A 13,465-nucleotide genomic window follows, 5' to 3' on the forward strand; every position below is an offset into this window, starting at 1 on the left:
CGCTACAGCGTTTCGTTGTTTGTCGAAACGTTGAACCCTTTGCCGCGCAAGACGCCGACGATGTCGCGCACATGTTCAATGTCGCGCGCTTCGATCACCACATCCAGTTCGGCCTGTTTCAGGGCGACACTTTGGAACATGCGTTGGTGGATGACCTCCACCACGTTTGCGCCTGCTTCGCCGATCAGGCGCGAAATTTCCGACAGCTGACCAGGGCGGTCATCAATGATGAACGTCAGGCGAGTGATCCGCCCGTCGCGCACCAATCCGCGCAGGATCAGCGTCGACAGAATGCGGCTGTCGATATTGCCGCCGCAAACGACCAGCCCGACCTTTTTGCCCTGCAATTCATCGCGCAACTGATTGATCACCGCCATGCCCGCGCCTGCTGCGCCTTCGGCCACGATTTTTTCGTTCGACAGCAGGTCAAAAATCGCGTCTTCGATGTCTTCTTCGGTCGCGGTTTCGATGCGGTCCACGGTGTTGCGGATGATATTGATGTTGTTTTCCGATGGCGCCTTAACGGCGATGCCTTCGGCCAATGACGCGCCAGCGAAATGGGGCGGCGTGCCGTCGATCGCCGATTTCACCGCGTCAAACAGTAGGGCCTGCGCGCCGATCACCTGAACGTCGGGTTTGATCGCCTTGGCCGCGGTGGCCATGCCCGCGATCAGACCGCCGCCGCCGATGGGCACAACGATCACATCCAGATCGGGCTGCTGGGCTAGCATTTCGATTGCAACGCTGCCTTGGCCCGCGACGACATCGATATCATCGAACGGGTGGATAAACGTCAGCCCGTCGCGTTCGGCCATGTCTTTGGTAAAGGCAACGCTGTCGTCAAAACCGTTCCCGTGGATCACGACCTTGGCCCCGAAATCCTGCGTGCGCTGGATTTTGTTGAACGGAGTGCCTTCGGGCATGACGATGACGGACGGAATGCCCAGATTGGTGGCGTGATAGGCAACGCCTTGGGCGTGGTTGCCCGCGCTGCATGCGATCACGCCTGCCTGTTTCTGGGCGTCCGACAGGGTCAGCAATTTCGCCAACGCTCCCCGCGCCTTGAATGCGTTGGTGTGCTGCAGGTTTTCCAGTTTCAGAAACAGATCAAATCCCAAACGGGGGGACAGACGCGATGCACGCACGGTTGGCGTCTGGATTGTGTCATCTTTGATCTTTTCATATGTGGATTGGATGTAGTCTGCAGTCAGGGTCACGGGCGGTATCCTTAGTCGTCTGACACTGCAGTTAGACGCTTTTCCATGAAAATCGAAGAGTTTGCATCAGGATAATCGCCAAACGGCCCGCATTTTGTGAACCCATGTCGGGCGTAAACCTTGTGGGCGGCGTGCAGCAGGTTACCTGTTTCCAGTTTTAGCCAGTCCAGATTTTCGGCGCGCGCCTCATCCTCGATCTGGCGCAACAGAGCGTCTGCGGCGCCTGATCCACGGGCCTCTTCGGCGACGAACATGGATTTGACCTCTCCATACCCGTCTTTGACGGCCAAGGCGCCCGTGCCGATTATGGTGTCGCCCTTGCGGGCCGTGAAAAACCGAATGCTGGGCGCGCATAGGGCATCTACGTCCAGATAGAAATTATCCTCGGGTGGAAACAGGCTGCGCATTAGCGCCTGTGATGCGTGCAGCAGCGCCGTGGCCTGTGGGTGTTTGGGGGATGTGCGTTCAATAAGAATCATTGGTAAAAGCCGTCGATAAATAGATTGATTTGAATAGATCACCGCCCCATTGGTCATGCAATCGCTGTCGTACCTGCGCGGATTCTTGCGATATCTTGTGGATAAAATGGGCCGTTGGGGCAGATAAAGTGTGTCGGCATTGACTCGCGCCGTGCCCATTCCGCAAAATCAGACCCTAACGGAATCAGTGAGTACATCGCGTGAAGTTTACCAAACTGCGGCTGAACGGCTTTAAAAGCTTTGTCGACCCGACCGACCTGATCATCGCCGATGGTCTGACCGGTGTCGTGGGCCCGAACGGCTGCGGTAAATCCAACTTGCTAGAGGCGCTGCGCTGGGTCATGGGTGAAACCCGCCCCAAGGCGATGCGCGGCGGCGGGATGGAGGATGTGATCTTTGCCGGTGCGGCCACGCGGCCCGCCCGTAACTTTGCCGAAGTATCGTTGGTCATTGATAACCACGAACGCTTGGCCCCAGCGGCGTTTAATGATGCCGACAATCTGGAAATCGTTCGCCGTATTACCCGCGACATCGGGTCGGCCTATAAGGTCGGCACCAAAGACGTACGCGCCCGCGACGTTCAGATGCTATTCGCCGATGCGTCCACGGGTGCCCATTCGCCCGCGCTGGTGCGTCAGGGCCAGATTTCGGAACTGATCAACGCCAAACCCAAGGCTCGCCGCCGTATTTTGGAAGAGGCCGCAGGCATTTCGGGCCTGTATCAACGCCGGCATGAGGCAGAGCTGAAGCTAAAGGCGGCAGAGGCCAATCTGGAACGCGTTGACGACGTGACCGAACAACTGGCCAACCAGTTGAACCAACTTGCGCGTCAGGCGCGTCAGGCGGCGCGGTATCGCGAAATCGGTGAAAACCTGCGCCACGCCGAAGGCATGTTGCTGTACCGCCGCTGGAAAGAGGCCGAAGAGGCGCGTTTGGCCGCCGTGGACGTTCTGCGCGAACGCACGGTTGCGGCGTCTCAAGCCGAAAGCCACGCCCGCGCGACCACCGCCAAACGTGTCCAAGGCGAAGAGGCATTGCCGCCCCTGCGCGAAGAAGAGGCGATTGCCGCCGCGATCCTGCAGCGTTTGCAGGTTCAGCGCGACACGCTGAAAGACCAAGAAATCCGCGCGTTAGAGACTATTCAGACCCTGAAAAACCGTATCGATCAGCTGGCCCGGGATATCGAACGCGAAAGCGGTTTGAACGTGGACGCGGAACAAACGATCGAACGTCTGGAATGGGAAGCCCGCGAGATCGCCAAGGCGGCGCAGGGCCAAGACACTCGCCTAGAGGCCGCCCAAGACGCATCGCGCGAAGCCGCGTCGATGTTGCAAGAACGCGAAACTTTGCTGTCCGAACAGACCGAAGATGTGGCGCGTCTGTCCGCCCGTCACCAATCGACCCAGCGTTTGCTGGATGACAGTCGTAAAACACTGGCCAAAGCTGAAGAGGACGCCGTGCGCGCCCGAACCGCGATGCAGGACGCAGACGCTGCCCTAACCCGCGCCGAAGAACAATTCGCCGCCGCCGAAGAGGCAGAAGCCGCCGCCGTCGCCACCGCCGAACACGCCGAAGAAACGTTGATCGAGGCTGAAACCGCCCGCGCTGAAATGCAATCGCGCGAAGTCGATGCCCGCGCCCTGCGGTCCTCTGCCGAAGGCGAAGTGAACGCCCTGCGGGCCGAGGTGAACGGTCTGGCCAAACTGGTCGAACGTGACAGCGCCGAAGGGGCGCAGATCCTAGATTTATTGTCGGTGAAATCGGGCTATGAAAAGGCGCTGGGCGCGGCATTGGCCGATGATCTGCGCGCGCCCGTTCTGGATGGCGATCTGAAAACGGGTTGGTCGAAACTGCCCGATTATGATGTGGCGCAGGCCTTGCCTGATGGTGCGCGTCCGTTGACTGATTTTGTGGATGTGCCCGATGTTTTGCGTCGGCGTATGGCCCAGATTGGCCTGATCGATAACATCGACGCCGAACGCCTGCAGTCATTGTTGAAACCGGGCCAGCGGTTGGTTAGCCTTGCGGGTGATCTGTGGCGCTGGGACGGCTACCGTGCGGGCGCCGAAGATGCGCCATCTGCGGCCGCGCTGCGGTTACAACAGATCAACCGTTTGAATGCGCTGCGTGCCGATCTAGAGGCGGCAGAGGATCGCGCCGAAGAAGCCCGCGCCGCGCATGAAGATATGCAAGCGCGGTTGGAAACCCTGACCCAAGCGGACCAGATGGCCCGCAACGCCCGCCGTGCTGCCGACCAGCAGGTCGCCGATGCCGCCCGCGCCCTGTCGCGCGCCGAAGCGGACCGCAATCTGGCCGAAGGCAAACGCGAAACATCGCAGCTGGCCCTGCGCCGCCACGAAGAAGAGGCGCTGACCGCCCGCAAAGCGTTGTCCGAAGCCGAGGCGACCGCCCGTAGCTTGCCCGACCTGTCCGATGCGCGCGCCGCTGTCGAAGACGTCAAAATGGCGGTCGAAGCGGCCCGCATGACCATGATGACCAAACGCGCAGCCTTTGACGAGGTTCGCCGCGAAGGCGATGCGCGCACCAAACGCAGCCAAGAAATTACCAAGGAAATCAGCGGATGGCGTCACCGTTTGGAGACCGCAACCAAACGGTCGTCTGAATTGCTGGACCGCAAAGAAGAAAGCGAAGAACAGCTGTACGAGGCGATGGCGGCCCCCGAAGAAATCGCTGAACAACGCGAAGAACTGAACGCCGCGATCGAGGACGCCGAAGAGCGCCGCCGCGCTGCTGCCGATAAATTGGCCGAGGCGGAAAACGGTCTGCGCGATATCCAGATGGAAGAACGCGATGCCGAACGTCTGGCATCCGAGGCGCGTGAATCCCGTGCCCGCGCCGAAGCCCGCAACGAGGCCGCCCGCGAAACCGTGACCTATGCGACCGAACGCATCGCTGAGGCACAGGAAACCACGCCTGAAAAATTGCTGGAAATGCTGGATGTTGTCCCCGACGACATGCCGCCCGCTGAACAGATCGAAAATCAGGTGAATACCTACAAACGCCAGCGCGATGCCTTGGGCGCGGTGAACTTGCGTGCCGAAGAAGACGCAATCGAAGTGCAGGCCGAATACGACACGTTGACCGGCGAAAAGGCCGATCTAGAAGAAGCGATCAAAGCCCTGCGCCAAGGTATCTTTGGCCTGAACCGCGAAGGCCGCGAACGTCTGCTGACCGCGTTCGAACAGGTGAACGAAAACTTTGGCACGCTGTTCACGCACCTGTTTGGCGGCGGCGAGGCAAAGCTGGTTCTGGTTGAATCCGATGACCCGTTAGAGGCCGGTCTGGAAATCATGTGCCAACCGCCGGGTAAAAAACTGTCGGTCCTGTCGCTGCTATCGGGCGGTGAACAGACGCTGACCGCGCTGGCGCTGATCTTTGCGGTGTTCCTTGCGAACCCTGCGCCGATCTGTGTGTTGGACGAAGTTGACGCGCCATTGGACGATGCGAACGTCACTCGTTTCTGTGACCTTTTGGATGAAATGACCCGCCGTACCGACACGCGGTTCCTGATCATCACCCATCATGCGGTCACGATGGCCCGCATGGACCGTCTGTTTGGTGTGACCATGCAGGAACAGGGCGTCAGCCAGTTGGTTTCGGTCGATCTGAAAAAAGCCGAGGCTATGGTCGCATAACCGCGTCTACCTTGAGCGCGAGGTGCAGATCGATATCGATCATCAAACCTTCGTCGATCAATTTGTCGCGCAACCAAGGTTTGACGCACATCACCTGATTGTAGAATTTTTTGACGTCATCATCGGATGCATTTTTCAAAAACGTGGCCAATTTAGGGTTTGCCCGATAGGCCCCATGTTCCAAACGATAGGGCAAATGGGCCAGCCAGCGTTGGCGATTTTGGGCGTGAAAATGTAAAAGCTGCAGTCGATCGTCAAAGGGGGCGGATTCAATCGGTTCGCGGTTCAGTCGGGCGCTGTGAATCCGCGGTGATAAACCTTGTCCCGTTCGGAAAAACGCTTTGCCTGCTGTGTGGCTTAGCGCGCCTTTGGGCAATAATGGGGTGTATTCCTGAAACGATTGGCGACGGCGTTGTTTGGCTGTGTCACCGCGCAATGCCGCGCGGAACAGGTGGGCGTTAAATCGACTATCGTCATGAGGTGAAAACAGCGCTTCCCAGGGTTTCATGCGCACGATCAACGCATCGTTTTGGTCGGCCAGAATGCTGCCTATGTCGTCACCGACGATGAATTCATCCACATCAATATGCGCAACCCAATCCAGCGCGGCAGCATTGTAGACGCGCTGCATGTTGGCGACCTGACGCAGCTGGTGTTCATCAGGGCGCCCACCTTGCCGATCCCAATAGGACGCGTCGCATTGGATGATGGTCAAATTTGCAAGATGGCCCAATTCATAAACGACATCTTCCGAAGGGGTATCCAGATGCAGCCACAGGTGATCCGCGCCCAGCGATAGATGGTGGACGACAAATTCAGTCAGTTCGCCCAAAGGGGCGTTGGATGTGGTGCAAATTCCCCAGCGCGACAATCTAATTATAGCCTGTTCAACAAATCACGCGTCGGCCACGCATCTGCGGGCAGGCCTAGGCGAATTTGTTCTGCCTGAACGGCTTGGCGTGTCATGGCGCCGATGATTCCGTCTACGCCGCCGACATCATAGCCCATGGATTCCAGTTTCCGCTGTAGTGCCATCACCTCTTCTCCGGATAGGGCGGGGTCGGGATTGCCGGCGTCATAGGCTGGCGCGCCCATCAGTCGGGTTGCGAAATAGGCGGCCGTGGTCACATAGACCATGGATTTGTTCCATTCGAAATACACCTGAAAATTCGGGTATGCGATGAATGCAGGGCCTTTGCGGCCAACTGGTAGCAGGATAGATGCGGGCAGGTTGCCGGCAATATCGCCGCTGGTCGCGCGAACGCCCAACCGTTCCCATTCGCGGCCCGTCAATTCGTGGTTCAACCCCGTCAGCGACCAATCAAGGTCGGCAGGGACCGTGACCTCTTGCAGCCAAGGTTCATTCGGACGCCATCCAAGCGAAGATAAAACCGATGCGCCCGACAACAGCGCATCTGCCGACGAATTTTTCAGATCAACATGCCCATCGCCGTCGCCATCGCGTCCGTTGCGAATGATATCTTCAGGCAGCATTTGGACCTGCCCGATTTCGCCTGCCCATGCGCCTGTCGTGCGGACAGGATCAAAATCCCCGCGTTCATATAATTCCAGCGCGGCATAGACCTGCGGCTGGAACAACTCTGGGCGGCGGCAATCATGCGCCAAGGTCAACAACGCGTTCAACGTGTTGAAATCGCCCTGAACCTGTCCGAAATCGGTTTCAAATGCCCAGAACGCCAATAGCACCCCGCGCGGAATGCCGTATTCGCGTTCGATGCGATCAAAAATGGCGTCCTGATTGTTTGCGTAGTAGCGGCCATTATCCATGCGGTTTTGCGAAATCAGGCGGCGCGAAAACGTCACAAAATCCATCTGGAATACGCCTTGCGCGCGGTCGGCGCGGATAACGGCGTCATCCTGACGGGCGTTTGCCAGAAAACGGTCGACAGTTGCGGGTGCATAACCTTGGGCAACGGCTTCGGATTTTACGTCCGATAGGAAACTGCTGAAAGAGCCTCCGCAAGATTGTGCAGACACGGTTGTGGCGCAGCAAAGCGCGGCAAGGGTGGCGATAACACGCATGATGGCTCCTTTGAAACTTGGGACGAGCGTATCATTCGCCCGACAGGTTTCAACCGCAGATAAAGGCGATGAGCAGGATCATGATCAAAGCAATCGACCACGCGCGCCACAGCTGAACGATCGCGGTATCAATGTCATCGGCCGTCAGCGCATCACGTGCGCCGTCATTCACCCAATCATAGTCCTGCATGTGACCGTGATAGGGGCGTGGACCCGATAACGCGACATTCAAAACGCGCGACAATGCAGCCTCTGGCCAGCCGGCATTGGGGCTGCGGTGTTTGATGGCATCTGCGTAGATCGGTTTGAATTGCCACAGGCGCGGATAGGGCAGGATAAACAATAGCGCCGTCAATCGGGCAGGGATCAGGTTCAGCAGATCATCAAACCGCGCCGCGGCCCAACCGAATTCACGGTATTTTTCGGTTTTGTATCCAATCATGCTGTCGGCAGTATTGGTGATTTTATAGACCATCAAACCTGGCAACCCGCCGACCAAAAACCAGAACAATGGCGCGATGACTCCATCGCTGAAATTTTCGGCGGCGCTTTCTATGGCGGCGCGGGCGACCGCGGGCTGGTCCATGGCGTCTGTATCGCGACCCACGATCATCGAAACGGCAAAACGTCCATCCGCCAATGATTGACGCAGGCCCTGAGATACGGCGCGCACATGATCCACCAGTGATTTTTGCGCCAGCAAAATGGCCCCAACCAACACCTGCGCAGGCCATCCGATGAATTGTTCCAATAAATACCCCATCAGAGCGAATGCGACGACCAAACCCGCCATGCCTGCGATGCCCATATCGCGGCGCATTGGGCCATGGTTGAGCGTGCGGTCAACGAACGACACGCAGCGGCCCATTAGAATGGCGGGGTGGGGAAAACGTGTCCAAATGGCCTTGGGTTCGCCGAAAATGGCATCCAGTACCATCGCCAGAATGATGGTCATAAAGCGGCCTTTAGTTGATCCCATTGATGCGGCGCGGGCAGCCCGACTCTGATCCAGTCGTCAGCATAGGGAAAGATGCGAGTCCAGATGTGACCACGGGCCAAACGGTCCTGCCATTGGGCGGCAGAATCAACTCTATACAGGCGAAATAGCGGTGTTCCGCCCGCGATGGTCGCACCTTTGGCCGTAAAGATTTGGTCCATATAGGCCGCATGTTCTGACAGCCGATGACGGGTGCGTTCGGCCCATTCTGGATCCTTCAGCGCGCGCGTGCCGATTTCCAATGCAGGGCCGTTGACCGACCATGGTTCCAGCAATTCGGCCATGCGGGCAATCAGAATGGGGGTGCCGATCATGAACCCCAGACGCAGCCCCGCCAGCCCCCAGAATTTACCAAAGCTTTTGAGGATAACGATCCCATCTTCTCCGGCACGGTGGACGTGGGATTTTTCGGGGATGACGTCGCAAAAGCTTTCGTCGATCACCGTCATTGGGCGCCCACCGATAGCAACCGAGGGCCATAGCCGTCCGTCTGGATTATTGGGGTGCACGAAAATATGAACCGGCGCCATCGGGTTGGATGTGTCGGCAGCGCCAAAGGCGGCGGCGTGTTCATTATAGGTCGGCGCGGGGATGTAGGCGCTGCCTGTAATTTCGGGCATCCGCCGAATAAGGGCCGATGCCCCATTCGCGGGCAAAATTGCGGCACGGTCGGGCACGTTCCAGAATTTCCGCGCCGCAGAGATGAGCCCCGTCATTGCCGTTTTATCTGGCAACGTTCCCCATGCCTGCGCTGATACGCTGCCGACCGGATAGGGCACTGGGTTGATGCCTGTTGATAGATCGACCCATTCCGATCGCCTGCCACCGTATTGCGCGATGGCCGCGTCCAGATTTCCTCCGTGATCCCGTGTCTGCATAAGGCTAACCCTGTTTTCGCCTATGAAAAGGATTAGGCAGGGTTAGACAAGTCTAAGACGCGACTGATTGCGCGATTTAGGCCCCGCGACCGTGGGGTTCATTCCAATCCAAATCAGGTCCGGTGGGGATGATGCGGTTGGGGTTAATCATGTCGTGGCTGTAGTGATAGTGATGCGTGATGTGATCGAAATGGGTCGTCTCGGCCACGCCGGGGATTTGATACAGTTCTCGGGTGTAGGCCCAGATGTTCGGGTATTCGATCAGTTTCTTGCGGTTGCATTTGAAATGGCCGTGATAGACCAGATCGAAACGGGCCAGCGTCGTCCACAGACGCCAATCGGCTTCGGTCAGGTGATCGCCCGTCAGATAGCGGTTTTTCGATAGGATATCTTCGATCCAGTCCAGACTGTCGAACAGCGGGTTTACGCCGTCTTCATAGGCCTCTTGGCTGGTGGCAAAGCCGGATTTGTAGACGCCGTTGTTCACGGTGTCATAGATGCGATCGTTCAGTGCCTCGATGTCATCACGCAGATGTTCGGGCCAGTAATCATCGGTGTTGCCGGTGATGCCGTTGAACGCCGTGTTCAACATCCGAATGATTTCCGAACTTTCGTTGGAAACGATTTTGCCTGTGTGTTTGTCCCAAAGGATCGGCACAGTCACGCGGCCTGAAATTTCGGGATCAACCCGTGTGTAGATGTCGCGCAGGAATGGCAGGCCGAACAGGTCGTCGCCCGTCGCGCCGTCGAAATCATCGTCAAACGTCCAGCCATCCGACAACATGTGCGGATGCACAACGGAAATGGTGATGTGATCGGTCAGGTCTTTGATCGCGCGGAGAATCAATGTGCGGTGCGCCCAAGGGCAGGCGTAGGACACGTACAGATGATAGCGGCCCGATTCCGCCTTGAACCCTGCGTCGCCAGATGGGCCTGCGGACCCGTCGGCGGTGATCCAGTTGCGGAACGCTGCGGTCGAACGAACGAATTTACCGCCCGTTGATTCCGTGTCGTACCATTCGTCTTTCCATTCGCCTTTATCTAGGTAACCCATCGTTCTCTCCGTCTGTACGTTGCATGAAAACTAGGCGATTTGCCCAAAGTCGCAACAAATGCTGACGCACGGCATCACTGCGTAAATGCACAGCTGCACATTGGATTGGGTTGAAACCCAGCGGTGCTATATGCATTGCTTGTGCGAAATTATTGCATTGCAAAGGAATACCTATGACTCGTTTTGCCCTGACCGCTGTTTTTATGTCTGCTTCGACCGCTGCTATGGCGCACCCTGGCCATGTAGAGGCTGCATCGGGTCATGATCATTATGCTGCAGTCGTGGCCATCGCGGTCGCCGCTGCCGTGTCCATTTACAGCATCGTAAAAGCACGAAAATCTGCGACTATTTGATACATTTGGGTAAGTTTGTCACATAAGGCGTTGGGATAGGTTGATTTTATCCGCCGCTGGTTCATCCTAGGTACAGAAGACCAAGGTGAACGCTATGTCAGACTTTCTACCCGAAGCTGTCCGAAAAGGATTAGAAGAAGCCCGCCGCGCCGCAGAGCGTCGTTCGTCTCGCCTGTGTGTGCATGATGGCGACGAAGTGTATCGCATCAATCGGATGTGGGACACGGGGTTCGCGATGGATGCAGAAGCCGCGCCAAAACTGCGCGGACATATCAAGATATATGACGGGCCAAAGTATTTGTACCAAGCCCTAGTATATCAATCCCGCGAAGAAGAAGGCGAACGTTTGTTCGAATACAAATGGCATCAGGCTGCGTTGGACGGCCCGCCAGTAGATTTTGTTCGTGCGACAAATGCCCCTGCAGGGCTGATAACCAAAAGCTGAATAGCAAAAGGGCCGTCTGTCACGGCCCTTTTTTGATTCGGTTACTGCAAGTCTCCAAAGGCTTCTTGCATGCGGCGCACCGCCTCTTGGACACGCGACCGCGGCGTTGCGATATTGAAACGTAGATAGTTTTCGCCGCCCGCGCCAAAGGTCGGTCCATAGTTGACCGCGATTTTGGCGTCTTGCAGGACGCGTTTGGTGTATTCGTCGCGCGACATGCCTGTTCCCGAAAAATCCACCCACGCCAGATAGGTTGATTCCAAGTCCATCGATTTCAGGCCGGGGATGGCGTTGATGCCTTTGTCGAACAGGCGGCGGTTGCCATCCAGATAGGCGCATAGCGCATCGACCCAAGCCGCGCCTTCGGGGCTATAGGCGGCGGTGGCCATGAACAGACCGTAAGAGTTCGGCGAAATACCCAGCGCCGCCATCCGCGCGGCGAACGTTTTGCGCAGCTTTTCATCGGGAATAATCACATTGCCCGAATGGCTGCCCGCGATGTTGAACGTTTTGGTCGTCGCGGTCATCATAACCAGACGGTCTGTGATCCCGTCGATATTGGCCATCGGAATATGGGTCACGCCCGGCATGGTCAGGTCGTGGTGAATTTCGTCGGACACAAGGATCAGATCGTGGCGTTTCGCAAATGCGGCCACGCCCTCTAACTCCTGTTGCGTCCAGACGCGGCCACCAGGGTTTTGAGGCGAACACAGGATGACCATTTTTTCCTTGCCGGTCATCTGCGCGTCATAGGCATCGAAATCATAGGTATATTTGCCGTCCTCCAACGCCAGCGGGCATTCGACCACGTCGCGCCCTGCGGCACGGATCACACGGGCAAAGGCGTGATAGACAGGCGTAAACAGCACGACGCCATCGCCCTGTTCCGTGTAGGCATCAACGCACATCGCGGTGCCATTGACCAACCCGTGGGTTGTGAAAATCCAATTTGGGTCCACGTTCCATCCGTGACGGTTTTTCATCCACCAGCAAATTGCGGCGCGGTAATCGGATTCGTCACCGAAATAGCCGTGCACGCCGTGATCGATCTGTTTTTGCAGCGCGGTGGTGACGCAATCGGGCGCACGGAAATCCATGTCGGCCACCCACATCGCCAGACCGTCTTCGGGGCTGACGCCATAGATGTTCTGCATCTCGTCCCATTTGGCATTATGGGTGCCGCGGCGATCAATTACTTCGTCGAAATTCATTGGGGGCCTCTTTCCTGTAATGTGATCAAATTTGCCCCTTTGCGGTATAGGTGCAAGCGTAAATGCGCCAATCCTTGCGGGACGGGCGGTAAATGGCTACATCGCGGGTATGACCCTACGCCCGATTTTGATCCATCCTGATCCCCGCCTGAAGAAGGTTGCCGACCCAATTGCCGAGGTGTCCGCCGACATCCGCAAACAGGCCGACGACATGATCGAAACCATGTATGATGCGCCTGGCATCGGTCTGGCCGCGCCACAGGTCGGTATTTTGAACCGTCTGATCGTCATGGATGCGCAGCGCGATCCCGAGGCAAAGCCGAATCCAATGGTTCTGATCAACCCCGAGGTCATTTGGGAATCAGAGGAAAAGAACGTCTACGAGGAAGGATGCCTATCCATCCCCGATCAATTCGCCGAGGTCGAACGCCCCAAAATGGTGCGTGTCCGTTGGCTGGACGTTGACGGCAAAACGGTCGAAGAAGAATTTGATGAGCTATGGGCGACCTGTGTTCAGCACGAAATCGATCACCTGAACGGCACGCTGTTCATTGATTATTTGAAACCGCTGAAACGTCAGATGATCACCCGCAAGATGCAGAAACTGAAACGCGAACTGGCGCGGGGCAAATAATGGCGCATCGTCCTTATGTGAAATGGCCGAACAAGGTCCTGCGCACGCCCGCCGAACCCGTTGAGGCGATCACCGATGACATCCGCGCGATCTGGGCCGAAATGATCGAAGCAATGGACAGCATGCCGGGTGTCGGGTTGGCCGCTGTTCAGCTTGGTATCCCGCTGCGTTTGGCTGTGGTGGATGCGTCCGACGAACGGGGCCGCGCCGTGAAAATGGCCAACCCTGAAATTTTGCACGCGTCTGTCAAACCGCGCGACCACGAAGAGGCGTCTCCGAATTTGCCGGGCGTATCTGCGGTCATCACGCGCCCGCGCGCCGTTACCGTTCGGTTCCTGAATGAAGCGGGCGAGGTTGAGGAACGTGATTTCGTTGATATCTGGGCGACCAGTGTTCAGCACCAGATCGACCACCTAAACGGCAAAATGTATTTCGACCATCTGTCCAAGGTTAAGCGCGATATGCTGACCCGTAAGGCAAAGAAACTGAACGGATAAT

General features: G+C 57.2%; 13 protein-coding genes. 5 read left to right on the top strand and 8 right to left on the bottom strand.

Translation table 11 applies throughout. The annotated features are described in order from the left end of the window. Window positions 1-2: 2 nt before the first annotated feature. The gene (locus ACXAGA_RS06390) at window positions 3-1,217 is read right to left on the bottom strand and encodes a threonine ammonia-lyase (protein ID WP_475116661.1); all 1,215 of its coding nucleotides are present in this window, start codon (window positions 1,215-1,217) and stop codon (window positions 3-5) included. Window positions 1,218-1,228: 11 nt separating this feature from the next. Beyond that, window positions 1,229-1,696: a GNAT family N-acetyltransferase gene (locus tag ACXAGA_RS06395; protein ID WP_475116662.1), complete on the bottom strand. Its 468-nt coding sequence runs from the start codon at window positions 1,694-1,696 to the stop codon at window positions 1,229-1,231. A 200-nt stretch (window positions 1,697-1,896) separates the two neighbouring features. Here ACXAGA_RS06395 and smc point away from each other — a divergent pair, with 200 nt between their 5' ends. Next, complete coding sequence (gene smc, locus ACXAGA_RS06400; protein ID WP_475116663.1) at window positions 1,897-5,352, top strand: chromosome segregation protein SMC; 3,456 nt, start codon at window positions 1,897-1,899, stop codon at window positions 5,350-5,352. Here the strand turns inward: smc and ACXAGA_RS06405 are convergent. From ACXAGA_RS06405 to ACXAGA_RS06425, 5 genes are all read right to left on the bottom strand, one after another. After that, a complete protein-coding gene (locus tag ACXAGA_RS06405) occupies window positions 5,339-6,223 on the bottom strand; it encodes a glycosyltransferase family 2 protein (RefSeq protein WP_475116664.1) in 885 nt (294 codons plus the stop codon). The two genes, smc and ACXAGA_RS06405, sit on opposite strands and share 14 nt — an antisense overlap. A 5-nt stretch (window positions 6,224-6,228) precedes the next feature. Further along, entirely contained in the window at window positions 6,229-7,395 is a 1,167-nt protein-coding gene (locus ACXAGA_RS06410) for a lytic murein transglycosylase (protein ID WP_475116665.1), read from the bottom strand. Between the two features lie 49 nt (window positions 7,396-7,444). Further along, window positions 7,445-8,350, bottom strand: a complete 906-nt coding sequence (gene cbiB / locus ACXAGA_RS06415; RefSeq protein ID WP_475116666.1) for an adenosylcobinamide-phosphate synthase CbiB — start codon at window positions 8,348-8,350, stop codon at window positions 7,445-7,447. Beyond that, the gene (locus ACXAGA_RS06420) at window positions 8,347-9,270 is read right to left on the bottom strand and encodes a threonine-phosphate decarboxylase (protein WP_475116667.1); all 924 of its coding nucleotides are present in this window, start codon (window positions 9,268-9,270) and stop codon (window positions 8,347-8,349) included. The genes cbiB and ACXAGA_RS06420 overlap by 4 nt, the downstream gene beginning before the upstream one ends. Before the next feature lie 76 nt (window positions 9,271-9,346). Next, window positions 9,347-10,324, bottom strand: a complete 978-nt coding sequence (locus tag ACXAGA_RS06425) for a glutathione S-transferase family protein (protein ID WP_475116668.1) — start codon at window positions 10,322-10,324, stop codon at window positions 9,347-9,349. A 173-nt stretch (window positions 10,325-10,497) separates the two neighbouring features. Between ACXAGA_RS06425 and ACXAGA_RS06430 the strand changes: the two genes are divergently transcribed. Beyond that, window positions 10,498-10,677 carry a DUF6732 family protein gene (locus ACXAGA_RS06430; protein WP_475116669.1) on the top strand — a complete coding sequence of 60 codons (180 nt, stop codon included), beginning with the start codon at window positions 10,498-10,500 and terminating at the stop codon, window positions 10,675-10,677. A 94-nt stretch (window positions 10,678-10,771) separates the two neighbouring features. Beyond that, complete coding sequence (locus tag ACXAGA_RS06435; RefSeq protein ID WP_475116670.1) at window positions 10,772-11,122, top strand: hypothetical protein; 351 nt, start codon at window positions 10,772-10,774, stop codon at window positions 11,120-11,122. 41 nt (window positions 11,123-11,163) lie between these two features. On the opposite strand, the gene ACXAGA_RS06440 is transcribed toward ACXAGA_RS06435, so the two are convergent. Next, window positions 11,164-12,333 (bottom strand): MalY/PatB family protein, encoded by a 1,170-nt coding sequence (locus ACXAGA_RS06440; RefSeq protein WP_475116671.1) that lies wholly within the window; start codon window positions 12,331-12,333, stop codon window positions 11,164-11,166. 109 nt (window positions 12,334-12,442) lie between these two features. Between ACXAGA_RS06440 and def (ACXAGA_RS06445) the strand changes: the two genes are divergently transcribed. Then, window positions 12,443-12,967: a peptide deformylase gene (gene def / locus ACXAGA_RS06445; RefSeq protein ID WP_475116672.1), complete on the top strand. Its 525-nt coding sequence runs from the start codon at window positions 12,443-12,445 to the stop codon at window positions 12,965-12,967. Then, window positions 12,967-13,464 (top strand): peptide deformylase, encoded by a 498-nt coding sequence (def, locus tag ACXAGA_RS06450; protein WP_475116673.1) that lies wholly within the window; start codon window positions 12,967-12,969, stop codon window positions 13,462-13,464. The genes def (ACXAGA_RS06445) and def (ACXAGA_RS06450) overlap by 1 nt, the downstream gene beginning before the upstream one ends. Window position 13,465: the final 1 nt, after the last annotated feature.

Source organism: Marivivens sp. ABH4_498, assembly GCF_056160585.1.

Excerpts from the sequence above, each read along its gene's own strand:
- ACXAGA_RS06395 (WP_475116662.1), bottom strand. The coding sequence starts at position 1,696 with ATGATTCTTATTGAACGCACATCCCCCAAACACCCACAGGCCACGGCG.
- ACXAGA_RS06410 (WP_475116665.1), bottom strand. The coding sequence starts at position 7,395 with ATGCGTGTTATCGCCACCCTTGCCGCGCTTTGCTGCGCCACAACCGTG.
- cbiB (WP_475116666.1), bottom strand. The coding sequence starts at position 8,350 with ATGACCATCATTCTGGCGATGGTACTGGATGCCATTTTCGGCGAACCC.
- ACXAGA_RS06420 (WP_475116667.1), bottom strand. The coding sequence starts at position 9,270 with ATGCAGACACGGGATCACGGAGGAAATCTGGACGCGGCCATCGCGCAA.
- ACXAGA_RS06425 (WP_475116668.1), bottom strand. The coding sequence starts at position 10,324 with ATGGGTTACCTAGATAAAGGCGAATGGAAAGACGAATGGTACGACACG.
- ACXAGA_RS06430 (WP_475116669.1), top strand. The coding sequence starts at position 10,498 with ATGACTCGTTTTGCCCTGACCGCTGTTTTTATGTCTGCTTCGACCGCT.
- ACXAGA_RS06435 (WP_475116670.1), top strand. The coding sequence starts at position 10,772 with ATGTCAGACTTTCTACCCGAAGCTGTCCGAAAAGGATTAGAAGAAGCC.
- ACXAGA_RS06440 (WP_475116671.1), bottom strand. The coding sequence starts at position 12,333 with ATGAATTTCGACGAAGTAATTGATCGCCGCGGCACCCATAATGCCAAA.
- def (WP_475116672.1), top strand. The coding sequence starts at position 12,443 with ATGACCCTACGCCCGATTTTGATCCATCCTGATCCCCGCCTGAAGAAG.
- def (WP_475116673.1), top strand. The coding sequence starts at position 12,967 with ATGGCGCATCGTCCTTATGTGAAATGGCCGAACAAGGTCCTGCGCACG.